General features: G+C 73.1%; 18 protein-coding genes. 2 read left to right on the top strand and 16 right to left on the bottom strand.

Going from position 1 to position 22114, the window contains the following annotated elements:
• Positions 1 to 40: 40 nt before the first annotated feature.
• The 13 genes from gltB to E4P38_RS13080 all read right to left on the bottom strand — a co-directional run bounded on the left by gltB (position 41) and on the right by E4P38_RS13080 (position 18303).
• Positions 41 to 4696, bottom strand: coding sequence for a glutamate synthase large subunit (gene gltB, locus E4P38_RS13145; RefSeq protein WP_135132266.1), 4656 nt, complete (start codon positions 4694 to 4696; stop codon positions 41 to 43).
• Between the two features lie 355 nt (positions 4697 to 5051).
• Positions 5052 to 5966: a prolipoprotein diacylglyceryl transferase gene (lgt, locus tag E4P38_RS13140; RefSeq protein WP_135132265.1), complete on the bottom strand. Its 915-nt coding sequence runs from the start codon at positions 5964 to 5966 to the stop codon at positions 5052 to 5054.
• A complete protein-coding gene (gene trpA, locus E4P38_RS13135) occupies positions 5963 to 6748 on the bottom strand; it encodes a tryptophan synthase subunit alpha (protein ID WP_135132264.1) in 786 nt (261 codons plus the stop codon). Before trpA ends, lgt begins: the two co-directional genes overlap by 4 nt.
• Positions 6745 to 8094 carry a tryptophan synthase subunit beta gene (gene trpB, locus E4P38_RS13130; RefSeq protein ID WP_135132263.1) on the bottom strand — a complete coding sequence of 450 codons (1350 nt, stop codon included), beginning with the start codon at positions 8092 to 8094 and terminating at the stop codon, positions 6745 to 6747. Before trpB ends, trpA begins: the two co-directional genes overlap by 4 nt.
• Before the next feature lie 43 nt (positions 8095 to 8137).
• The gene (gene trpC / locus E4P38_RS13125; RefSeq protein WP_135132262.1) at positions 8138 to 8947 is read right to left on the bottom strand and encodes an indole-3-glycerol phosphate synthase TrpC; all 810 of its coding nucleotides are present in this window, start codon (positions 8945 to 8947) and stop codon (positions 8138 to 8140) included.
• A 132-nt stretch (positions 8948 to 9079) separates the two neighbouring features.
• Positions 9080 to 9691, bottom strand: a complete 612-nt coding sequence (locus E4P38_RS13120; RefSeq protein ID WP_135132261.1) for a TIGR02234 family membrane protein — start codon at positions 9689 to 9691, stop codon at positions 9080 to 9082.
• On the bottom strand, positions 9688 to 11184 hold the full coding sequence (locus E4P38_RS13115; protein ID WP_135132260.1) for an anthranilate synthase component I: 1497 nt from the start codon (positions 11182 to 11184) through the stop codon (positions 9688 to 9690). Before E4P38_RS13115 ends, E4P38_RS13120 begins: the two co-directional genes overlap by 4 nt.
• Positions 11181 to 11546 (bottom strand): phosphoribosyl-AMP cyclohydrolase, encoded by a 366-nt coding sequence (gene hisI / locus E4P38_RS13110; RefSeq protein WP_135132259.1) that lies wholly within the window; start codon positions 11544 to 11546, stop codon positions 11181 to 11183. Before hisI ends, E4P38_RS13115 begins: the two co-directional genes overlap by 4 nt.
• Before the next feature lie 25 nt (positions 11547 to 11571).
• Positions 11572 to 12249 carry a DUF3824 domain-containing protein gene (locus E4P38_RS13105; RefSeq protein WP_135132258.1) on the bottom strand — a complete coding sequence of 226 codons (678 nt, stop codon included), beginning with the start codon at positions 12247 to 12249 and terminating at the stop codon, positions 11572 to 11574.
• A gap of 151 nt (positions 12250 to 12400) precedes the next feature.
• Positions 12401 to 14062: an FAD-binding dehydrogenase gene (locus tag E4P38_RS13095; RefSeq protein WP_135132257.1), complete on the bottom strand. Its 1662-nt coding sequence runs from the start codon at positions 14060 to 14062 to the stop codon at positions 12401 to 12403.
• Between the two features lie 10 nt (positions 14063 to 14072).
• Complete coding sequence (locus tag E4P38_RS13090; RefSeq protein WP_135132256.1) at positions 14073 to 14576, bottom strand: hypothetical protein; 504 nt, start codon at positions 14574 to 14576, stop codon at positions 14073 to 14075.
• Between the two features lie 122 nt (positions 14577 to 14698).
• Positions 14699 to 16531, bottom strand: coding sequence for an ABC transporter ATP-binding protein (locus tag E4P38_RS13085; RefSeq protein ID WP_135132255.1), 1833 nt, complete (start codon positions 16529 to 16531; stop codon positions 14699 to 14701).
• Positions 16528 to 18303, bottom strand: coding sequence for an ABC transporter ATP-binding protein (locus tag E4P38_RS13080; RefSeq protein ID WP_135132254.1), 1776 nt, complete (start codon positions 18301 to 18303; stop codon positions 16528 to 16530). The genes E4P38_RS13085 and E4P38_RS13080 overlap by 4 nt, the downstream gene beginning before the upstream one ends.
• A gap of 129 nt (positions 18304 to 18432) precedes the next feature.
• Here E4P38_RS13080 and E4P38_RS13075 point away from each other — a divergent pair, with 129 nt between their 5' ends.
• Both E4P38_RS13075 and E4P38_RS13070 read left to right on the top strand, forming a co-directional pair.
• Positions 18433 to 19050, top strand: a complete 618-nt coding sequence (locus tag E4P38_RS13075) for a TIGR03085 family metal-binding protein (protein WP_135132253.1) — start codon at positions 18433 to 18435, stop codon at positions 19048 to 19050.
• A gap of 49 nt (positions 19051 to 19099) precedes the next feature.
• Positions 19100 to 20104 (top strand): serine hydrolase domain-containing protein, encoded by a 1005-nt coding sequence (locus E4P38_RS13070; protein ID WP_135132252.1) that lies wholly within the window; start codon positions 19100 to 19102, stop codon positions 20102 to 20104.
• An 83-nt stretch (positions 20105 to 20187) separates the two neighbouring features.
• On the opposite strand, the gene hisF is transcribed toward E4P38_RS13070, so the two are convergent.
• Genes hisF through priA form a run of 3 tightly spaced genes read right to left on the bottom strand, consistent with a single transcriptional unit; the run spans position 20188 to position 22081 of the window.
• Positions 20188 to 20964 carry an imidazole glycerol phosphate synthase subunit HisF gene (gene hisF / locus E4P38_RS13065; protein ID WP_135132251.1) on the bottom strand — a complete coding sequence of 259 codons (777 nt, stop codon included), beginning with the start codon at positions 20962 to 20964 and terminating at the stop codon, positions 20188 to 20190.
• Positions 20961 to 21353 carry a RidA family protein gene (locus E4P38_RS13060; protein ID WP_135132250.1) on the bottom strand — a complete coding sequence of 131 codons (393 nt, stop codon included), beginning with the start codon at positions 21351 to 21353 and terminating at the stop codon, positions 20961 to 20963. The genes hisF and E4P38_RS13060 overlap by 4 nt, the downstream gene beginning before the upstream one ends.
• The gene (gene priA / locus E4P38_RS13055; protein WP_135132249.1) at positions 21350 to 22081 is read right to left on the bottom strand and encodes a bifunctional 1-(5-phosphoribosyl)-5-((5-phosphoribosylamino)methylideneamino)imidazole-4-carboxamide isomerase/phosphoribosylanthranilate isomerase PriA; all 732 of its coding nucleotides are present in this window, start codon (positions 22079 to 22081) and stop codon (positions 21350 to 21352) included. The genes E4P38_RS13060 and priA overlap by 4 nt, the downstream gene beginning before the upstream one ends.
• Positions 22082 to 22114 lie beyond the last annotated feature (33 nt).

Below are 22114 nucleotides of genomic sequence, written 5' to 3'. Positions count from 1 at the left end.
CTGCGCGAGCTCCGTGAGCCGTTCGGTCGGGTGCCGCGTGTCAGCCACGAGCTGCCTCCATCACGGCGAGATCCACATCTGTTCCGTTGGCCTCGGCCATCCGCTGGGCGTCCAGCGCGCGCCGGTAGTCGCGCGGGATGATCACGCTGAACTGCTCCGACCAGCGGCCCCAGTCGGCCAGCAGCGCGTGCGCCACCGTCGACTCGGTGTCGGCGGCGTACCGCACGAGGACGTCGCGCAGCCACTGGGCCGACTCGCCGTCCAGCGGCTCGACGTCGACCATCTCGGAGTTCACCCGGTGGCGGGCCAGCTCGAGCACGTAGCCGATGCCGCCCGACATCCCGGCCGCGATGTTCCGCCCGGTCGCGCCGAGGATCACCGCGCGGCCACCGGTCATGTACTCGAGCGCGTGGTCGCCCACGCCCTCCACGACGGCCAGGGCACCGGAGTTGCGCACGCAGAACCGCTCGCCGACCCGGCCGCGGAGGAAGATCTCGCCCCCGGTCGCGCCGTAGCCGATGACGTTGCCGGCGATGACGTTGTCCTCCGCCGCGAACGGCGCCTCGCGCGACGGCCGGACGACGATCCGGCCACCGGAGAGGCCCTTGCCGACGTAGTCGTTGGCGTCCCCGTAGAGCCGCATCGTGATGCCCCGCGGCAGGAAGGCGCCGAACGACTGACCGGCGGACCCGCCGAAGGTCAGGTCGATCGTGCCGTCGGGCAGACCCTCCCCGCCGAAGCGACGGGTGACCATCGAGCCCAGCATCGTCCCGACCGTGCGATTGACGTTGCGGACGGGCAGCTCCAGGCTGACCGGCCGCGCGTCCAGCAGCGCACCCTCGCAGAGCTGGATCAGGGTCTGGTCGAGGGCGATGTCGAGCCCGTGGTCCTGGGACTTCACGCGGCGCAGCGGCGCCCCCTCGGGCAGCTCGGGCACGACCAGCATCGGCGAGAGGTCCAGGCCCTCGGCCTTCCAGTGCCCGACCGCCTTGCGGGTGTCGAGCAGCTCGGCGTGGCCGATGGCCTCGTCGATCGTCCGGAAGCCCAGCTCGGCCAGGTAGGTGCGCACCTGCTCGGCCAGGAACTCGAAGAAGGTGACGACGAACTCCGGCGTGCCGGTGAACCGCTTGCGCAGCTCCGGGTTCTGGGTGGCGACGCCGACCGGACAGGTGTCGAGGTGACAGACCCGCATCATCACGCAGCCCGACACCACGAGCGGGGCGGTCGCGAAACCGAACTCCTCGGCACCGAGCAGGGCCGCGACGATCACGTCCCGGCCGGTCTTCATCTGCCCGTCGACCTGGACGACGATCCGGTCGCGCAGCCCGTTGGCGAGCAGGGTCTGCTGCGTCTCGGCCAGCCCGAGCTCCCACGGCGAGCCGGCGTGCTTGAGCGACGTCAGCGGTGCCGCGCCGGTGCCGCCGTCGTGCCCGGAGATCAGGACGACGTCCGCGTGCGCCTTGCTGACCCCGGCCGCGACCGTGCCGACCCCGACCTCCGACACCAGCTTGACGTGGATCCGCGCGTCGTTGTTGGCGTTCTTGAGGTCGTGGATGAGCTGCTTGAGGTCCTCGATCGAGTAGATGTCGTGGTGCGGCGGCGGGCTGATCAGGCCGACGCCGGGCGTGGAGTGCCGGGTACGGGCCACCCACGGGTACACCTTGCTGCCCGGCAGCTGGCCGCCCTCGCCGGGCTTCGCGCCCTGCGCCATCTTGATCTGGATGTCGTCGGCGTTGACCAGGTACTCGCTGGTGACGCCGAACCGGCCGCTGGCGACCTGCTTGATCGCCGAGCGGCGCAGGTCGCCGTTCGGGTCGGGGGTGAAGCGGTCGGGGTCCTCGCCGCCCTCACCGGTGTTGGACCGTCCACCGAGCCGGTTCATCGCGATCGCGAGGGTCTGGTGCGCCTCGGCGGAGATGGAGCCGTAGCTCATCGCACCGGTGTTGAACCGCTTGACGATCTCGCTGACCGGCTCGACCTCCTCCAGCGGCACGGGCTCGCGGACGCCGGTCTTCAGCGTGAAGAGCCCACGCAGGGTGGCGGCCTCCTCCGAGAGCTTGTCGACCGTGGACGTGTACTTCTCGAAGACGTCGTACTGGCGCGACCGGGTGGCGTGCTGGAGCAGGAACACCGTCTCGGGGTTGAACAGGTGCACCTCGCCCTCGCGGCGCCACTGGTACTCGCCGCCGGTCTCCAGCCGGCGGTGCGCCCGCTCGGTCGGGTTCTCCGGGTAGGCGCGGCGGTGGCGCATGGCCACCTCCTCGGCGAGGACGTCGATGCCGACGCCGCCCAGCGGGCAGGAGGTGCCGGTGAAGTACTCGTCGACGAGGTCCTGGGAGAGCCCGACGGCCTCGAAGATCTGCGCCATCGTGTACGAGCCGGCGGTGCTGATGCCCATCTTGCTCATCACCTTGAGCACGCCCTTGCCCAGCGCCTTGACCATGTTGCGCACTGCCTGGGCGGGCTCCACGCCGGTGAGCGCCCCGTCGCGGATCAGGTCCTCGATCGACTCGAAGGCCAGGTAGGGGTTGACCGCGGCGGCGCCGTAGCCGAGCAGCAGCGCGACGTGGTGCACCTCGCGGCAGTCGCCGGACTCGACGACGAGACCGACCTCCATGCGGGTCTTCTCGCGGACGAGGTGGTGGTGGACGGCCGCGGTCATGAGCAGTGACGGGATCGGCGCGCGCTTCTCGTCGCAGTCGCGGTCGGAGAGCACGATGATCCGCGCGCCGGCCGCGATCGCCTTGGAGACCTTGGTCCGCAGCTGCTCGATGGCCTCGGCGAGGGCCGAGCCACCGCCGTTGACGTCGAAGTGCCCGGTGATCCGGACGGCGGCGTATCCGGGCAGGTCGCCGTCGTCGTCGATGTGCAGGATCTTGGCGAGCTCGTCGTTGTCGATGACCGGGAACGGCAGGTACACCTGGCGACACGAGGCCGGGGTCGCCTGCAGCAGGTTCTGCTCCGGGCCGAAGGTGCGCCCGAGGCTGGTGACCAGCTCCTCGCGGATCGCGTCCAACGGCGGGTTGGTCACCTGCGCGAACAGCTGCCCGAAGTACTCGTAGAGCAGCCGGGAGCGGTCCGACAGCGACGCGATCGGGGTGTCGGTGCCCATCGAGCCGATCGGCTCGGCGCCACTGGAGGCCATCGGCGTCACCAGGACGCGCAGCTCCTCCTCGGTGTACCCGAACAGCATCTGCCGGCGGACGACGGACTCGTGGCTGGGCCGCGACCGGCGGCGCTCGGGCAACGAGGGCAGGTGGACGAGGCCGGCGTGCAGCCAGTCGTCGTAGGGGTGCTCGGCGGCCAGCGCCCCCTTGACCTCCTCGTCGGAGACGATCTTCCCCGAGGAGGTGTCCACCAGGAACATCCGGCCGGGCTGCAGGCGGCCCTTGGCGACGATGTCGGCCGGCGGGATGTCGAGCACCCCCACCTCGCTGGCCAGCACCACCAGGTCGTCCTTGGTCTGCCACCAGCGGCCCGGGCGCAGCCCGTTGCGGTCGAGGACGGCGCCGATGAGCGTGCCGTCGGTGAAGCAGACCGCGGCAGGGCCGTCCCACGGCTCCATGATCGAGGCGTGGAACCGGTAGAAGGCCCGGCGGGCCGGGTCCATCTCGTCGTGGTTCTCCCACGCCTCCGGGATCATCATCAGCACGGCGTGCGGCAGCGAGCGGCCGGACAGGTGCAGCAGCTCGAGCACCTCGTCGAACGTGGCCGAGTCGCTGAAGTCGCTCGCCGTCACCGGGAAGATCCGGTCCAGGCCGAGCTCCGACGCCGGGCCGGCCGGGCCGTCGAACAGCTCCGTGGCGAGCTTCGCCTCACGGGCGCGCATGCGGTTGCGGTTGCCCTTGATGGTGTTGATCTCGCCGTTGTGCGCGATGAAGCGGAAAGGGTGGGCCAGCGGCCAGCTCGGGAACGTGTTGGTCGAGAAGCGGCTGTGCACCAGCGCGATCGCCGACTCGTAGCGCTCGTCGCGAAGGTCGGGGAAGAACAGCGGCAGCTGGTCGGTGGTGAGCATGCCCTTGTACGTGATCGTCCGCGACGAGAGCGACGCGATGTACAGGGAGCTGCCGGCGTCGACGGCGGCCCGCTCGGCGCGCTTGCGCAGCACGAAGGAGCGCCGCTCGAGGCGGGTCACTCCGTTGGGGGCAGCGGTGCCGCCGAACGCGGCGGTGTCGGCGCGGCCGGACATCGTCTCGGCGACGAACAGCTGGGCGAAGAACGGCATGACCGCGCGGGCGGTGGGGCCGAGGTCGGCGCCGTCGGGGTCGACCGGCACGTCGCGCCAGCCGAGGACGGTCAGGCCCTCCTCCTCCGCGAGCTTCGCGACCTCGTCGAGGCGGGCTGCCCGCTCGGTCTCGTCGGCCGGGAGGAAGGCGATGCCGACGGAGTACTCCCCCATCGGCGGCAGGTCGAAGTCGACGCTCGCGCGCAGCAGGGTGTCCGGGACCTGGGTGAGGATGCCGGCGCCGTCACCGGAGTTCGGCTCGGAACCGGCAGCGCCGCGGTGGTCGAGATTGTGCAGCGCGGTGAGACCGGCGGCCACGATGGCGCGCGTCCGGCGCCCGCGGGCGTCGGCCACGAAGGCGACACCACAGGCGTCCTTGTCGTTCGCGGGGTCGTACAGGCCGTTCTTCGCCGGGACGGCGGAGAACGGAACTGCGGACTTCGCAGCGGCGGGGGCGGTGAGGTCGGACATGTCACTCCCGTCGTCGGCAGCCGTCCGGAGCCCTGGAGGGGGTCCCGGACGGGGGCTGAGGGCCCAGGCCGGTGAAAAGGTGGCGATCGAGGCAGCACTGCGGAGAGCCTGGCTGCCGAGGGGAACGTACGTCCTGCCCGGCACAGGTTCGAGCCCACCGGGTGGTGACCGCTGGGCTGTCGTCCGCGGGGCGACACTGGCCCGGTTCCGACGGTGACGACCCGGCCAGGATCGCCGGCGGGTCTGGTGCGAAGGGTACACAGCGATAACACAGGCCCCATGCCGATAAACGTCCGTTCCGGCGCGTCGGCAGGATCACCTCGGTTACTGGCCGGACCGGGCCTGCGGGAACGCGTCAGCCGGGGTCGGTGGCCGGGTGATCATCCTCACGAACGCCCTGGTCGGCGGCGACGGGCTTCGGTTGATCCTCCTTCGGCCCCCGGTCGATCACCTCGCGTGGCCGACCGCGCTGCCAGAACAGGTAGGCGACGGCCAGCACGCCCACGATGACCGAGGTGAAGACGTTGAGCCGCACCCCGAAGAACTCCTCGGCGGGATCGGTACGCAGCAGTTCGATCCAGAGCCGCCCGACGCAGTAGCTGGCGACGTAGAGGGCGAAGGCCCGGCCGTGACTGAGCTGGAAGCGTCGGTCGGCCCAGACGACCAGCGCGGCAGCGGCGAGGTTCCACAGCAGCTCGTACAGGAACGTCGGGTGGAACGTGCCGAGCAGCACCGGCTGGCCCGAGGCGTCGAGCACCGCGCGCCCGCCGTCCCACTCGTAGATCTTCAGGCCCCACGGCAGGTCGGTGGGCCCGCCGTAGAGCTCGTTGTTGAACCAGTTGCCCAGCCGCCCGATGGCCTGCGCGACCAGGAGGCCGGGAGCGAGGGCGTCGGCGTAGGCCGGCAGCGGGATGCCCCGCCGGCGGCAGGCGATCCAGGCACCGACGCCGCCGAAGGCGATGGCGCCCCAGATGCCGAGGCCCCCCTCCCAGATCGCGAAGGCCCGCATCGGGTCCCCGCCCTCACCGAAGTACGCGCGGGGGCTGGAGATCACGTGGTAGATCCGGCCGCCGATGATGCCGAACGGCACGGCCCACACGGCGATGTCGAGGACGTCGCCCGGCGCGCCACCCCGGGCCACCCAGCGCTTCTCGGTGATCAGGATGGCGGCGATGATCCCGGCCACGATGCACAGCGCGTAGGCCCGGATCGGCAGCGGGCCGAGCTCCCAGACGCCCTGCGTGGGACTGGGGATGGACGCGAGGATCATGAGCGCACGCCCTTCGCCAGGTCTTCCGACAACGCGCGGACACCGTCGGCGCCCCGGCCCTCCAGCATCTCCCGCACGTACGCGGACCCGACGATGACGCCGTCGGCGAACGCGGCGACCTCGGCGGCCTGGCTGCCGTTGGAGACCCCCAGGCCCACGCAGACGGCGAGGTCGGGAGCGGCCTGGCGGGTGCGGGCGACGAGCTTCTCGGCCGCGTCGCCGACCGTGGCGCGGGTGCCGGTGACGCCCATGGTCGAGGCGGCGTAGACGAAGCCGCGGCAGGCGGCCGTCGTCGAGGCCAGCCGTGCGTCGGTGGAGGACGGCGCCACGAGGAAGACGCGGTCGAGGTCGTGCTTCTCGGAGGCGGCCAGCCAGTCGGCGGCCTCGTCGGGGATCAGGTCGGGCGTGATGGCGCCCGCTCCCCCGGCCGCGGCCAGGTCGGTGGAGAACCGTTCGGCTCCGTAGCGCTCGATCGGGTTCCAGTAGCTCATCACCACCGGGACTGCCCCGGCGGCGGCCACCGCCTCGACCGCCCGCAGCACGTCGCGCATGCCGACTCCGGCGCGGACGGCGACGTCGACGGCCTGCTGGATCACCGGCCCGTCCATGCCCGGGTCGCTGTACGGGACGCCGATCTCGACGACGTCGGCACCGCCCTCGACAGCGGCAGTGATCGCTGCGATCGAGACGTCGACATCGGGATAACCGACCGGGAGGTACGCGATCAGCGCGGCGCGGCCCTCGGCCTTCGCCGTGCCGATGCGCTCGGCGAGCCGGCTCATGCTTCGTCCCCTGCGTCGGATCCCGCTACGGCCTCGTCGTTGCTGATCGCACCCTCCGTGGGCTGCTGGTCGGTGTCGAGCCCCGGCCCGGGGTCGACCTCCTCGCGGTCGCCGAGGCCGAACCACGTGGACGCGGTCTCGACGTCCTTGTCACCGCGCCCGGACAGGTTGACCAGCAGGAGCGCGTCGGGGCCGAGCTCCTTGCCCACGACCATCGCTCCGGCCAGGGCGTGCGCCGACTCGATCGCCGGGATGATCCCCTCGGTCCGGCAGAGCAGGGCGAAGGCCTCCATCGCCTCGGCGTCGGTCACCGCCCGGTACTCGGCCCGGCCGATGTCGTGCAGGTAGGAGTGCTCCGGTCCGACGCCGGGATAGTCCAGCCCGGCGCTGATCGAGTGCGACTCGATCGTCTGGCCGTTGTCGTCCTGCAGCAGGTACGAGCGGGCGCCGTGCAGCACGCCCGGCGTCCCACCGGTGATGGTCGCCGCGTGCCGCCCGGTGTCGACGCCGTCCCCGCCGGCCTCGAGGCCGATCAGCCGCACGCCGTCATCCGGCACGAACGCCGTGAAGATGCCGATCGCGTTCGACCCGCCGCCGACACAGGCCAGGACGGCGTCGGGCAGCCGGCCCTCCCGCTCGAGCACCTGCTCGCGCGCCTCGTCGCCGATCACCCGCTGGAAATCGCGGACCATCGCCGGGAAGGGGTGCGGGCCCGCCACGGTGCCGAACACGTAGTTCGTCGTCTCGACGTTGGTCACCCAGTCCCGGAACGCCTCGTTGATCGCGTCCTTGAGGGTGCGCGAGCCGGTCGTGACCGGGATGACCTCGGCGCCGAGGAGCCGCATCCGGGCGACGTTGAGCGCCTGTCGGCGGGTGTCCTCCTCGCCCATGTAGACGGTGCAGGACAGCCCCATGAGCGCGGCCGCCGTCGCCGTCGCGACACCGTGCTGCCCCGCTCCGGTCTCGGCGATGACCCGGCTCTTGCCGATCCGCTTGGTCAGCAGCGCCTGGCCCAGCACGTTGTTGATCTTGTGGGAGCCGGTGTGGTTGAGGTCCTCGCGCTTGAGCAGGATCCGGGCTCTCCCGGCGTGCTCGGCGAACCGCTCGATCTCGGTGATCGGGCTCGGCCGGCCGGTGTACTCGCGCTGCAGCCGGTCGAACTCGGCGAGGAACACCGGGTCGACCCGCATGGCCTCGTAGGCCTCGGTCAGCTCGTCGAGGGCGGCGATCAGCGCCTCGGGCACGAACCGCCCGCCGAAGATCCCGAAGTGCCCCGTCGCGTCGGGCCAACCCGGCCGCGCCGGCAGGAGACGTTCCCCGGGCTGCGGTGGGCTGGTCGTCGTCATGCGCCCAGTGTCCCGCGCCACGGTCTTCCCGCGGCGCAGGGGGTCAGCGAGTGGTTCGGGGCGTCGCAGGATGCGAGCCGGCGGTGACCAGATCGGCTACTGCCTGGCGGGCGTCTCCGGCGGTGACGAGCCCTTCGCCGACGAGCACCGCATCGGCGCCGGCCGCTGCGTAGCTGATCAGGTCGTGCGGGCCGCGCACCCCGGACTCGGCCACCTTGACCACGCCCGAGGGCAACCCGGGGGCGATCTTCTCGAAGGTCGACCGGTCGACCTCCAGCGTGGTCAGGTCGCGAGCGTTGACCCCGATCACCGACGCGCCGGCGTCCATGGCCCGGTCGGCCTCGCCCTCGGTGTGCACCTCAACCAGCGCGGTCATGCCGAGGGACTCGACCCGCTCGAGCAGGCCCACGAGCGCGTTCTGCTCCAGCGCCGCCACGATCAGCAGGACGACGTCGGCGCCGTGGGCCCGCGCCTCGTGCACCTGGTAGCTGCTGACCACGAAGTCCTTGCACAGGACCGGCACGTCGACGACGGCGCGGACGGCGTCGAGGTCGGCCTGCGACCCGCCGAAGCGGCGCCGCTCGGTGAGCACGCTGATGACCCGGGCGCCCCCGGCGGCGTACTGCGCGGCCAGCTCGGCCGGGTCGGGGATGGCGGCGAGATCGCCCTTGGAGGGGCTGCGGCGCTTCACCTCGGCGATGACGCCGACACCGGGCGCGCGCAGGGCGGCCAGGGCGTCGAGGGCGGGGCGGGCGTCGAGCGCCTGGGCCTTCACCTCGGCCAACGGGGTGCGCGCCTCACGGACGGCGAGGTCCTCGCGGACTCCGGCCACGATCTCGTCGAGCACGTTCATGAGTGCTCGCCCACGAGCTCCATTGCCTGTCGCACGTCCGTCCCCTCGCCAGCCGGATGGGTTGACCCACTCTAGATGCGGTGCACGGCCCCTCCGTCCGGGGGGCGGGAACAGCGACTCCGACGGGTTCCGCTACGGCCGGTCGGCCGCCGGCGCCGGGTCGGTCGGGTCCTCGCCGCGGTCCAGCGCCTTCCAGGCGGCCTGGGCACGGTCGTCGTCGGTCTCGGGGCGGGGGGCTGCCGCCTGGACGCGCTCGGTCCCGGGACGCTCGTAGCGGCGTCCCATGGCCGGCCACGTGCGTCCCCGGAGGACGGCGAACAGCCCGGCGGCGATCCCGAGCACCCCGGCGAGCACGGCGAGGATCGGCCACGCGGCCGAGATCTCGGCGGTGACGGCGGTGCGCCCGGGGAACTCCTGCGCGGCGACGTCGTCCAGGCCTCCGGTGAGTGCGCGCACCCCGGACCACGCCAGTACGCCGCCGGCGACCGCCATGAGCAGCCCGACCACCGCCCGGCCGGGGCCGCGGACGGCGAGCAGGGCGACCGCGGCGGCGAGCAGCACCAGCCCCGCGGCCGGCACGAGGGGCGCGGCGTCGGCGCCGGTGAGCAGGCCCGTGACCGGCGGCAGCGGCGCCTCGCGCTGCGCGGTGACCGTGGCCCAGGCCTGACCGCCGGCCGACAGGGCCAGCGCACCCGCCAGGACGGAGCCCACGACGGCAGCGGTGAGCTCCCGGCGTCCGTTCACCTGAGCTCCCGCAGCCCCTCCGCCGTCGCGATCGCCGACAGCACCGCCCGCGCCTTGTGCCGGGTCTCGGCCTCCTCGGTGGCGGGGTCGCTGTCGGCCACGATCCCGGCACCGGCCTGCACGTACGCCCGCCCCTGGTGCAGCACGGCCGTGCGGATGGCGATCGCCATGTCCATGTCGCCGCTGGCATCCACATAGCCCACGGTGCCCGCGTAGAGCGCCCGCCGGGTCGGCTCCAGCGACTCGATGATCTCCATGGCCCGGGGCTTGGGCGCGCCCGACACCGTGCCCGCCGGAAAGGTGGCGTCGAAGACGTCGAGGGCGTCGTGCTCGGCCGCGACCTCCCCGGCCACCGTGGACACCAGGTGCATGACGTGGCTGTAGTGCTCGACCCGCATGAAGTCGGGTACCTCCACCGTCCCGGGCACGCAGACGCGGCCGAGGTCGTTGCGGGCCAGGTCGACCAGCATCACGTGCTCGGCGCGCTCCTTCGGGTCGGCGAGCAGACCTTCGGCCAGCCGCACGTCCTCCTCCGGCGTCGCCCCCCGCGGCCGGGTGCCGGCCGGCGGGTGCACGACCGCGGAGGTGCCGGTGACGGTGACCAGCGCCTCCGGTGAGGACCCGACGACGTCGAACGGGCTCTCCCGGCCGGCGAAACGCAGCAGGTACATGTACGGCGACGGGTTGGTCGCCCGCAGCACCCGGTAGAGGTCGAGCGCCTCGACGTCGGTCGGCAGCTCGAACCGCTGGGCCAGGACCACCTGGAACGCGTCGCCGGCCCGGATGTGCTCGCGGATCCGCTCGACGCCCTCGGCGTAGACGCCGGGCTGCAGGTTGCTCTGCACCGGTGGGGCGTCCGCCGGCTCCAGTACCGCGACCCCCGGCGGAACGGCCTTGGTGAGGTCGGCGGCCATCGCGTCCAGGCGCGTGACGGCGTCGTCGTACCCGCCACCCCCGCGCAGCGCGTTCGCGATCAGCAGCACCGTGCCGTCGGTGTGGTCGAGCACCGCCAGGTCGGTCACCAGCATCATCGCGAGCTCGGGCATGCCGAGGTCGTCGATGCTGGTCTCCGGCAGCCGCTCGAGCCGCCGGACGACGTCGTACCCCAGGTACCCGACCAGTCCGCCGGTCAGCGGCGGCAGACCCGGCACCCGGGGCGAGCGCAGCCGGCGGGCCATCGTCCGGACGGCGTCCAGCGGGTCGGCCGGCAGGTCGTCGGTGAGCCCCGGGACCGACTCGCCCAGCCACTCCGTGCGGCCGTCGCGCTCGGTGAGGACACCCGCGCTGCGCACGCCCACGAAGCTGTAGCGCGCCCAGCGCTTGCCCTGCTCGGCGGACTCCAGCAGGACGGTGCCCGGACGGTTGCCCGCCAGCTTCCGGTAGATGCCGACGGCGGTCTCGCTGTCGGCGAGCAGACGACGGGTCACCGGCACGACGGGCTGGTCCGTCGCCGCGAACTCCTCGCGGCTCGGGGTCGTGACGCCGAACCTCATGCCGGCACCCCCTCGACGGCGGGCAGCGACCGGTGGAAGCAGCTGCGCTCGCCGGTGTGGCAGGCCGCGCCCTCCTGCTCGACGAGCACCAGCAGCGCGTCGCCGTCGCAGTCGACCCGTACCTCGCGCACCCACTGCCGGTTGCCCGAGGTCTCCCCCTTCACCCAGTACTCGCCGCGGCTGCGCGACCAGTAGGTGGCCCGGCCGGTGGTCAGCGTGCGGTGCAGCGCTTCGTCGTCCATCCAGGCGAGCATCAGCACCTCGCCGGTGTCGTGCTGCTGGACGACGGCGGCCACCAGACCGGCGGGGTCGCGGCGCAGCAGGTCGGAGACGGCGGGGTCGAGGGACGGGACCGCGGACATGCGGCCCAGTCTCCCGCACGCCGGCTCAGGGCTGCTGCGGGCTCTCGAACCAGCGCCGGCCTGCCCCGCCCAGCACCATCCCCAGGCCGACGACGGGCGAGGCGGCGAAGAAGATCGTGACCGCGGCCAGCGCACCGGTGGTGTCGGCGCCGGGGGCCTCGTTCATCAGCGTGACGAGCCGAACGGCCCAGTACAGGGCGAGCACGATCTGCACCGCGTGCGCCCCGACCGTCAGCAGCCAGGCCGTCCGGGTGCGGGCGCTGAGCGCACGGACGCCGGCCAGGATGAGCAGGACGACGGTCGCCAGCTGGACGACGGCCAGCACCGTGACCTCGCTCGCGAGCGCGTCGACCCGGGAGGAGCCGTAGACGGCCGGGTTGTCCTGCGCCACGACATCGATCACCGAGGCGAAGAACCACAGGTACAGCGAGGCGATGAGCACCACGCCGGCCTGCACGAACGCCAGCACGGCGCTGGTGATGACCTGCCCGGGCTTCTGCGGTCGCCGCGGCGGCACCGGCCCCCACGGTCCCGGATAGCCGTACCCCGGATGGCCGTAGGGCGCGGGATAGCCGTACTGCGGCGGGGGCCCGTACGGCTGCGGCGCGGTCGGCGGCGGACCGAGATAGGGACTTCCCGGCTGGGTCTGCGTCGCCGGGTCGGCCCAGGGGCTCGCGCCGGGGTACCCGGGCCCGTAGGTCACAGGATCACCCGTTCGCTGCCGCGGAGGGCTCCGCTCCTCGCTCCCAGCCCCTGGCCGCCTCCGCGGTCGGTCCGCTCCTCGCTCGTTCCTCGCTGCGATGCTCCCTCCCTGTCGGCGGCCGCCTCGCTGCGATGCTCACGCTCCTGTCCGCTCACAGCGCCGCCGCCACCGCGCGGCCCGCCGTTCGCCCGGAGAACAGGCAGCCGCCGAGGAAGGTGCCCTCCAGCGCCCGGTAGCCGTGCATGCCGCCGCCCCCGAAGCCGGCGACCTCGCCGGCTGCGTACAGCCCGGGGAAGACGTCGCCACCCGGGCGGAGCACCCGGCCGGACAGGTCGGTCTCCAGTCCGCCCAGCGACTTGCGGGTGAGCAGGTTCAGCCGCACCGCGATCAGCGGGCCCGCCTCGGGGTCCAGGATGCGGTGCGGCGGCGCCACGCGGATCAGCTTGTCGCCGAGGTAGTTGCGCGCACCGCGGATCGCGGCGATCTGCATGTCCTTGCCGAACGGGTGGGCGATCTCCCGGTCGCGGGCGACGATCTCCCGCTCGATCTGCGCGAGGTCCAGCTCCGGCGTCCCCCCGGTGATCCGGTTCATCCCGGCGACCAGCTCGGGGAGCGTCGACGCGACGACGAAGTCCTCACCCCGGTCCAGGAAGGCCTGCACCGGCGCCGCGACGCCTGCCCGAGCCCGGTTGAGCAGGAGCTTCATGTCCTTGCCGGTCAGGTCGGGGTTCTGCTCCGACCCGGAGAGCCCGAACTCCTTCTCCACGATCTTCTGCGTGGCGATGAACCAGGTGTGCTCGTAGCCCGTCGTCCCGATGTGGGCGAGCGTGCCGAGCGTGTCGAAGCCGGGGAACAGCGGCACCGGCAGCCGCTTGCCGGTCGCGTCGAACCACAGGGACGACGGGCCGGGGAGGATCCGGATGCCGTGCTGCGCCCACACCGGCGAGTGGTTCGCGATGCCCTCGGTGTAGTGCCACATGCGGTCCTCGTTCACCACGCTGGCACCGGCCGCGGCGGTCGCCTGCAGCATGCGTCCGTCGACGGACGCCGGCACCCCGGAGAGCATCCGCTGCGGCGCCGGGCCGAGCCGGGCGGGCCAGTTCTTGCGGACCAGGTCGTGGTTGCCGCCGATCCCCCCGGAGGTGACGACGACGGCCTGCGCGCTGATCTCGAACGACTCCACCTCCGTCCGCGAGCTGGCCTCGCCGCGGGCGACGGCGCTCGGCTCGAGGACGGCGCCGCGCACGCCGGTGACCGCTCCCCCGCTGACGACGAGGTCGGCCACCCGGTGCCGGAAGCGCAGCTCGACCAGGCCGGCGTCGACCGCGGCGCGGACCCGGCGCGCGAACGGCTCGACGATGGCGGGGCCGGTGCCCCACACGATGTGGAAGCGGGGCACGGAGTTGCCGGGGCCGGTGGCGCCGTAGCCGCCGCGCTCGGCCCAGCCGACGACCGGGAAGAACCCGATGCCCTGCTCCTTGAGCCAGGAACGCTTCTCCCCCGCAGCGAACTGCAGGTAGGCCTCGGCCCACTGCCGCGGCCAGTGGTCCTCCGTGCGGTCGAAGCCCGCGTTGCCGAGCCAGTCCTGCCGGGCCAGCTCGATCGAGTCGTGCACCCGCAGCCGCCGCTGCTCCGGGGTGTCGATGAGGAACAGCCCACCGAAGGACCAGTGGGCCTGGCCGCCGAGGGAGGCTGCGGGCTCCTGGTCGACCAGGATCACCCGCTTGCCGGCGTCGGCCAGCTCTGCGGTGGCGACCAGACCGGCCAGCCCCGCCCCCACGACGACGACATCGGTGCTGCTCTGGGTGCTCACGGTCCCGACGCTAGCGGGAGGACCCCGCACTCCGCCGTCCCCCCGGCGAGCGACGCGCCCGAGCGGTGCCGCACCACTCGCGGACCGGACGGCGCAGCGCCAGCACCAGCGTGGCCACCGGACCCACCAGCAGCAGCGCGGCCGCCCATATCGTCCCGCCGTAGAGCGCGCCGAGCAGGAAGACCAGCAGCGACAGGGCCAGCAGCGTGGCCACCGCCGCGACGGCGAGGACGGCCCATCCCCAGCGCCGGCCCTGCAGCACCAGGACCGAGCCGAGCACCGACGCCGCGGCCAGCACCAGCGGGATCACGAGCAACCGGTCGACGGCCGGCTCGGGCTCCCAGACCAGCCACCCGAGGTAGAGGACCTCGATGGCCTGCAGGAACCCGAACACGACGGCGAACGGCACGGCCTGGGGGCGTTCCGGCGGACCGGTGACGGCGTTCGCGCCCCGCGGTGCCGGGCGGGGCGAACGTCGCACCGGGACCCGGGAGCGCGACGAGGACGACGGCATGGCGGGCAGCGTAGGACGCCGACCTGTCAGCTCTTGCGGTGTTGCACCCACTCTCGCGGTGGTGCAGCGCCGCGAAAGTGAGGGCAACCGCGCAAGAGCCACCAGCCGGGCGCGATCCGGGGTCAGACCGCGGGAGTCGGCTCGCCCGCCGAGGAGCGACGCCAGGAGGCGTGCAGCCGGGCATAGGGACCCTCGGCGTCGACCAGTTCCGCGTGCGTCCCGCGCTGGACGACGTGTCCCGCGTCGACCACGAGGACCTCGTCGGCCCGCTCGGCGGTGGAGAGGCGGTGCGCGATGGTGAGCGTCGTCCGGCCGTCGGTCAGGGTGTCCAGCGCCCGAGTCAGCCGCTGTTCGGTGGCCGGGTCGACGGCGCTGGTCGCCTCGTCGAGCACGAGCAGGTCCGGATCGGCGACGTAGGCGCGGGCGACGGCGACCAGCTGCCGCTCCCCCGCCGACAGCGACTCGCCGCGCTGGCCCACCGGCGTCGCGACGCCCTGGTCGAGGCCGCTCACCCAGTCGGTCAGGCCGAGCTCGTCGAAGGCGGCGGCGACCTCGGCGTCGGTCATCCCGGGGCGCCCGTACCGGACGTTGTCGGCCACGGTCGCGTCGAAGAGGAATCCGTCCTGCGGAACCATGACCACCCGGGAGCGCAGCGAGGCGAAGGCCACCTCGGAGAGCGGCACCCAGCCGGCGGCGTCGGAACCCAGGAGCACCCGCCCCTCGACCGGGTCCATCAGCCGGGTGACCAGCTTGGCGAACGTCGTCTTCCCCGAGCCGGTCTCCCCCACGATCGCCACCCGCAGCCGCGGCGCGACAGTGAGGTCCACTCCGTCGAGGGCCTTCGGCGCAGTGGGTGCGTACCGGAAGGAGACGTGGTCGAAGCGGACACCCAGCGGACCTGCGGGCAGCTCCCGGACGCCGGCCGGGTCGTCGATGGCCGGGTCGCGGATGTCGGCCTCGGTGTCGATCACGTCGAGCACCCGGCGGAAGCCGGCGACGGCGTTCTGCGCCTCGTTGAGCACCTCGCTCGCCGTCTGCACGGGGGCGACGAAGAGGGTGACGAGGAACAGGAAGGCGATGAGGGTGCCCGCCGAGATCTCCCCGGCCACCCCGAGCAGCACCCCGACGACGACCACCGCGGCATTGGCGAAGGCCGCGACGAACTCGCCGCTGACGAACACAGCCGCAGTCACCTTCTGGGCGTCGACCTGGGCGCGGTACTGCCGGTCGATCGCGGTGTCGATGCGGTTCGCCGTCCGGCTGCCGACGCCGTAGGCGCGCACGGTCGGGGCGCCGACGACGGACTCGGCGACCGCGCCGAGAACGTCACCGACCCGCTCGCGGACGACGCCGTACGCGGCGGCCAGGCGCTTGGCGAACCACCGGACCGCGATCGCCAGCGGGACGAAGCAGAGCAGGACGAGCAGGGTGAGCTGCCACGAGTAGATGCTCATGACGACCGTGGCGACGACCAGCTGGCCGACGCTGACCAGCCCGAGCACGCCGCCCCACTGCATGAACACCGACAGCTGGTCGACGTCGCTGGTGACCCGCGAGACCAGCGACCCGCGCCGCTCCCCCTGCTGGTGCAGCACCGAGAGGTCGTGCACGTGCCGGAAGGCCCGCACCCGGAGGCCGGCCAGCGCGGTCTCCGTCGTCCGGAAGAGCCGCACGTTCATCCGGAAGACGGCGACGGCGGTGATCATCACGACCAGGGCGCAGGCCAGGACCAGCCAGGTGATGATGCCGAGGTCGGGGTCGCCGGCGGCCAGCCCGCGGTCGATGACCTGCTGGACGGCGATCGGCACGACGACCCGGCCGGCGGTCGCGATCAGGGCGAGGGCGAAGGTGGCCGGGAGTCCGCGGCGGAACTCCGGCATCATCCGCAGGCCCCGGCGCAGGGTCGCGAGCGCGCCCTCCTCGCGGTGGTCGGCCGCGACGGTGGCGTCCGTCATGCTGCCACCTCCGCCTGCGAGTAGGCGCGCACGAGGGCGGCGTAGCCGGGGACGGCGGCGAGCAGTTCCGCGTGGGTGCCGCGGGCGAGGGCCCGGCCCTGCTCGAGCCAGACGACCTCGTCGGCCAGCGCGATCGTGGCCTGCCGGTAGGCGATCACCACGATGGTCGACGGCTGGTCGCTGCTGCGGAGCGCGTCGAGGATCCGGGCCTCCACCGACGGGTCGACGGCGCTGGTCGCGTCGTCCAGCACCAGCAGCCGGGGACGGCGGACGACGGCGCGGGCGAGGGCCAGCCGCTGACGCTGGCCGCCGGAGAGGGTGGCCCCCCGCTCGCCGACCCGCGTGTCGAGGCCCTCGGGGAGCGCCGCCACGAAGTCGTCGGCGGCCGCCACGCGCAGCGCCGTCCAGACCTCGTCGTCGGGAAAGGGCGCGTCGAGGGTGACGTTGCCCCGGACGGTGTCGTCGAACAGGAACGTGCCCTGGGCGACGAAGGCGGCCTGGTCGCTGATCCCGCCCTCCTGGAGCCGCCGCAGGTCGACGCCGTCGAGCAGCACGTGGCCGTCGGTGGGGTCGACGAGCCGGACGAGCAGGCCCGCGAGGGTGGACTTGCCCGAGCCGGTGGGGCCGACGATCGCGACCGTGCGGCCGGCGGGCGCGTCGAAGGTCACCCCGGAGAGCGTCGGGCGGGACGTGCCCTCGAAGGTGAAGCCGACGTCGGTGACCCCGACCTCGGCGCCGCCGTCGCCGGCCACCGCGGCCTCGGGGCCGTACGGCGTCTCACCCGTGGCCTCGAGCACCGGCGTCACGCGGTCGAAGCCGGCCAGCGCCCGGGGCAGGTCGGCGAGCACCCAGCCGATGGCACGGATGGGCAGCGCCAGGAGGGTGAACAGGTAGGCGATGGACACGAGGCTGCCGGCGTCGGTCGTGCCGTCGGCGACCCGGACGGCGCCGATCAGCAGTACGGCGAGGGTGCCCAGGCTCGGCAGGGCCTCCATCAGCGGGTCGAACAGGCCGCGCACCCGGCCGACCGCGACCAGCCCGTCGCGCAGCTCCTGGGCGCGCGCCTCGAAACGTTGCGTCTCGTCGGCCTCCCGGCCCAGGGTCTTGACCACCAGCGCCGCGTCGAAGCTCTCGTGGGCGATCTCGCTGACCTCGGCCCGCAGCTGCTGCGCCCGCTGCATCCGCGGGCTCATGACCTGGGAGTAGACGACGTTGACGAGGAAGACCAGCGGGAAGACGACCAGGCCGACGACGGCGATCAGCGGGTCGGTGAGGAACAGCGCCACGACGGTGATGGCGATCATCACCAGCGCGCCGCAGGCGAACGGCAGCGGCGCGACGAAGAACCAGGAAGCCTCGACGTCGGAGTTCGCGTTGGAGAGCAGCTGGCCGGTGGGGTGCCGCTGGTGCCAGGACAGCGGCAGTCGCAGGTACTGGCGGGTGACCCGGCGCCGGTAGTCGGCCTGCAGCCGGTAGCTCATGATGCCGGCGAACAGCCGCCGGCCGAGGATCCCGACGATCTTGAGCAGCGCGACCCCGATGATCGCTGCGGCCGCGAGCGACAGCGCCGCGGCGGTGGTCGCCCCGTCGGCGAAGGCGGGCAGCAGCACCCGGTCGGTGATCTCCCCGATCACCCAGGCGCTGACCACGGCCATCGCGCCGTAGAGGCTGCTGGCCAGGACGGCGAGGGTGAACATGCGGGGCTGCTCGACGATCCCGCGCCGCACATGACGGAGACCACGCCGCACGACGGCGTCTCGGCGGCGGGCCACAGTGCTCCTTCGGGTCGGATCGGCGGGAGGGGGACGGAGCGGCGGGACCTCGGATGCTACGCGATCGTTAGAGCGGCTAAGCGCTCTTCGCAACAGCGCGTGCCCGCACCCCCTGGCTAACCTCAGGTGATGACCTCCTCTTCCCCGCCGTTCGCCGATCAGGAACGCCGGGAGCTCGCCGACCTGCTGGCGAAGGTCGGTCCGGACGCCCCGACCCTCTGCGCGGGCTGGGACACCGCCCACCTCGTCGCGCATCTCGTCGTCCGCGAGCGCCGGCCCGACGCGCTGGTCGGCCTGGGCGTCGAGGTGGTGGGCGCCGGTGGGCCGCTCGCTACCTGGCCGCACCGGCTGGAGGACAAGCTCCGCGGGTCGACGCCGTACGCCGAGGTGGTGGACCGGCTCCGGGCAGGTCCCCCCGCGTGGTCGCCGATGGCCTGGCCGCTGTTGTCCGGTCCGCTGAACACGACGGAGTTCGCGATCCACCACGAGGACGTGCGCCGCGCGCAGCCGGGCTGGACGCCGCGGGTGCTGCCGCGTGCCGCGCAGGACGCGGTCTGGAGCGCGGCTGGGCTCTTCTCGCGGCGCGCCGCTGCCGGTCGGCGGGGCGGGCTGGTCCTGCGCCGCAGCGACGCCCCCGGTGAGGAGAAGAGCTTCGGGGACGCCGGGACGACGGTGGAGGGCGAGCCGCTGGAGCTGCTGCTCTGGGCCGCCGGCCGCCGCGACGTCGCCCGGGTGACCGTCTCCTAGTGCGGCGTCGAGCAGGTCTGGACGCGCCGATCGCAGCTACCGTCAGCGCGTGGATGACCTTGAGAGCTCGGTCGACCATGTCGCGGCGGCGACCGAATTCTCCGGTGTGGTTCGCGTCGACAGGGGCGGCCGGGTGGAGCTGGCCAAGGCCTACGGTTCGGCGCACCGCGGCTATGGCATTCCCAATGCGGTCGACACCAGATTCGGTCTCGCCAGCGGCACGAAGGCGCTCACCGCCCTGAGCATCGTGAGCCTGATCGAGGAGGGTCGGCTCGGCCTGGACACGACGGCTCGCTCGCTGCTGGGCGAGGACCTGCCGCTGATCGACGACGACGTGACGGTCGAGCACCTCCTGGCCCACCGCTCAGGCATCGGCGACTACTTCGACGAGGATGCCGTCGAGTCGATGACCGACTACGTGATGCCCATTCCCGTGCACCGGTTGGCGACGACCCCGGACTACCTCGCCGTGCTGGACGGCTACGGGCAGGTGTTTCCGCCCGGCGAGCGGTTCGCCTACAACAACGGCGGATTCGTCGTGCTCGCGCTGATTGCAGAGCGCACCGCCGGCATGCCCTTCCCCGAGGTGGTGCGGACCCGTGTGTGTGCGCCGGCCGGCATGCCCGACACCGAGTTCCTGCGCACGGACGAGCCTGGGAACCGCACCGCCCTCGGCTACCTGTACGGGGACGGCCTGCGGACGAATGTGCTGCATCTGCCGGTCTGTGGCAGCGGGGACGGTGGCATCTACTCCACGGTGGGGGACATCCACGCCCTGTGGTCGGCCCTGTACGCCGGGCAGATCGTGCCGGTGGACCGGGTGGCGGAGATGGTGCGCCCCCTGAGCGACGTCCCGTCGGAGTCGATGCGGTACGGGCTGGGGTTCCGGCTGCACCCGACCGGCGACGCGGTGATCCTGGAGGGCAGTGACGCTGGGATCTCGTTCTGGACGGAGCACGACGAGGCGACCGGCGTGACCCACACCGTGCTGTCCAACACGTCGGGGGGAGCCTGGCCCGTAACGGCGCGCCTCAGCGAGTGGCTCACGCTGTGACCGAAGGGGGCCCTAGCCGGTGATCGTGGCCCCCTCCCGGGCACCGCCCCGAGCTTGCGAGGGGTGGGGAGGAGGGGGTCCTTCTACTCGTGCCGGACAGGGACGCCGGCCCGGGCAAGTTCCGCCTTCACGTCCCCGATGCGCAGCACCCCGAAGTGGAAGACGCTGGCGGCCAGGACGGCGTCGGCGCCGGCGGCCACCGCGGGCGGGAAGTGCTCGGCCGCACCCGCTCCACCGCTGGCGATCAGCGGCACCGACACCTCGCGGCGCACCTGAGCGATCAGGCCGGTGTCGAAGCCCGCGCGCGTGCCGTCGGCGTCCATGGAGTTGAGCAGGATCTCCCCCGCCCCGAGTTCGGCGGCCCGGATGCACCACGCGACGGCGTCCTGGCCCGTTCCCCGCCGTCCGCCGTGGGTGGTGATCTCGAAGCCGGAGTCGGTGACCGCGCCGTCCTGACAGCGGCGGGCGTCCAGGGACAGCACGAGCACCTGGTTGCCGAACCGGTCGGCGATCTCGGCGATCAGCTCCGGGCGGGCCACGGCGGCGGTGTTGACCGCGACCTTGTCCGCACCCGCCCGCAGCAGCCGGTTGACGTCCTCGACGCTGCGCACTCCCCCGCCCACGGTCAGCGGGATGAAGACGCTCTCCGCCGTCCGGCTGACGACGTCGTAAGTGGTGGCGCGGTCACCGGAGCTGGCGGTGATGTCGAGGAAGGTCAGCTCGTCGGCGCCCTCGGCGTCGTACACGCGGGCCATCTCCACCGGGTCGCCGGCGTCGCGCAGGTCGACGAAGTTCACGCCCTTGACCACCCGGCCGGCGTCCACGTCCAGGCACGGGATGACGCGGACGGCGAGGCTCACGCCCCGGCTCCCCGCACCGCATCCGCCTCGATCTCCACCAGCATCGCCGGGTCGATCAGCGCCGAGACCTGCACCATCGTGCTGGCCGGCCGGACGTCACCGAACACCTCCCCGTGCACGCGGCCGATCTCCTCCCAGCGGCTGATGTCGGTGACGAACATCCGGGTGCGGACGACGTCGTTGAGGGAGAACCCGGCCCGCTCCAGCGCCGCGGCGAGGGTCACCAGTGCCTGACGGGTCTGCGCTCCGGCGTCGCCGGGGTGCACGACGAGCCCGTCGACGGTCGAGGTGGTCCCGCTGACCCATGCGGCGTCGCCCCGGACGACGACGCGGCTGTAGCCGACGATGCCCTCCCAGGGTGACCCCGAGTTGAGCCGGGTGACCTTCACGCGACCTGCTCGGTGACCCGCAGCGCCTCGGGCAGGGTGAACGCACCCGCGTAGAGCGCCTTGCCGACGATGGCGCCCTCGACGCCGACAGGGGTGAGCGCGGCGAGCGCCCGGAGGTCGTCCAGCGAGCTGACCCCGCCGGAGGCGATCACCGGGCGCGGGGTGGCGGCGCAGACCTCACGCAGCAGGTCGAGGTTCGGCCCGCGCAAGGTGCCGTCCTTGGTGATGTCGGTGACGACGTAGCGGGCGCAGCCCTCGGCGTCGAGGCGGGCGAGGGTCTCGTAGAGCTCGCCGCCCTCCTTCGTCCAGCCCCGGGCGGCCAGCCGGGTGCCGCGCACGTCGAGGCCCACGGCGATCCGGTCGCCGTACTCGGCGATCGCCTGGGCGCACCACTCCGGCGACTCCAGCGCGGCGGTACCGAGGTTCACCCGCCGGCAACCGGTGGCCAGGGCCGCGGTCAGCGACTCGTCGTCCCGGATCCCGCCGGAGAGCTCCACGTCGACGTCGAGCTCCCCCACCACCCGGGCGAGCAGCTCACGGTTGCTGCCCCGCCCGAACGCGGCGTCGAGGTCGACCAGGTGCACCCACTCCGCGCCGTCCCGCTGCCACTGCAGCGCCGCGTCGAGCGGGTCGCCGTAGGACGTCTCGCTGCCGGCCTCCCCCTGCACCAGGCGGACGGCCTGGCCGTCGGCGACGTCGACGGCGGGGAGGAGCTGAAGCTTCGGCACGCCGGACAGCCTAGGTTCCCGCCGTCGACCGAC

It is taken from the genome of Blastococcus sp. CT_GayMR16, assembly GCF_004570875.1.
In the GTDB taxonomy this organism is placed as follows: domain Bacteria; phylum Actinomycetota; class Actinomycetes; order Mycobacteriales; family Geodermatophilaceae; genus Blastococcus_B.
Note: the sequence above shows the minus strand (reverse complement) of the source record. Positions and strands in the feature narration are given on the sequence as shown.

What these genes read in the sequence shown, in the direction of transcription:
- gltB (WP_135132266.1), bottom strand. Translation starts at nt 4,696, where the DNA reads ATGTCCGACCTCACCGCCCCCGCCGCTGCGAAGTCCGCAGTTCCGTTC.
- lgt (WP_135132265.1), bottom strand. Translation starts at nt 5,966, where the DNA reads ATGATCCTCGCGTCCATCCCCAGTCCCACGCAGGGCGTCTGGGAGCTC.
- trpA (WP_135132264.1), bottom strand. Translation starts at nt 6,748, where the DNA reads ATGAGCCGGCTCGCCGAGCGCATCGGCACGGCGAAGGCCGAGGGCCGC.
- trpB (WP_135132263.1), bottom strand. Translation starts at nt 8,094, where the DNA reads ATGACGACGACCAGCCCACCGCAGCCCGGGGAACGTCTCCTGCCGGCG.
- trpC (WP_135132262.1), bottom strand. Translation starts at nt 8,947, where the DNA reads ATGAACGTGCTCGACGAGATCGTGGCCGGAGTCCGCGAGGACCTCGCC.
- E4P38_RS13115 (WP_135132260.1), bottom strand. Translation starts at nt 11,184, where the DNA reads ATGAGGTTCGGCGTCACGACCCCGAGCCGCGAGGAGTTCGCGGCGACG.
- hisI (WP_135132259.1), bottom strand. Translation starts at nt 11,546, where the DNA reads ATGTCCGCGGTCCCGTCCCTCGACCCCGCCGTCTCCGACCTGCTGCGC.
- E4P38_RS13090 (WP_135132256.1), bottom strand. Translation starts at nt 14,576, where the DNA reads ATGCCGTCGTCCTCGTCGCGCTCCCGGGTCCCGGTGCGACGTTCGCCC.
- E4P38_RS13085 (WP_135132255.1), bottom strand. Translation starts at nt 16,531, where the DNA reads ATGACGGACGCCACCGTCGCGGCCGACCACCGCGAGGAGGGCGCGCTC.
- E4P38_RS13075 (WP_135132253.1), top strand. Translation starts at nt 18,433, where the DNA reads ATGACCTCCTCTTCCCCGCCGTTCGCCGATCAGGAACGCCGGGAGCTC.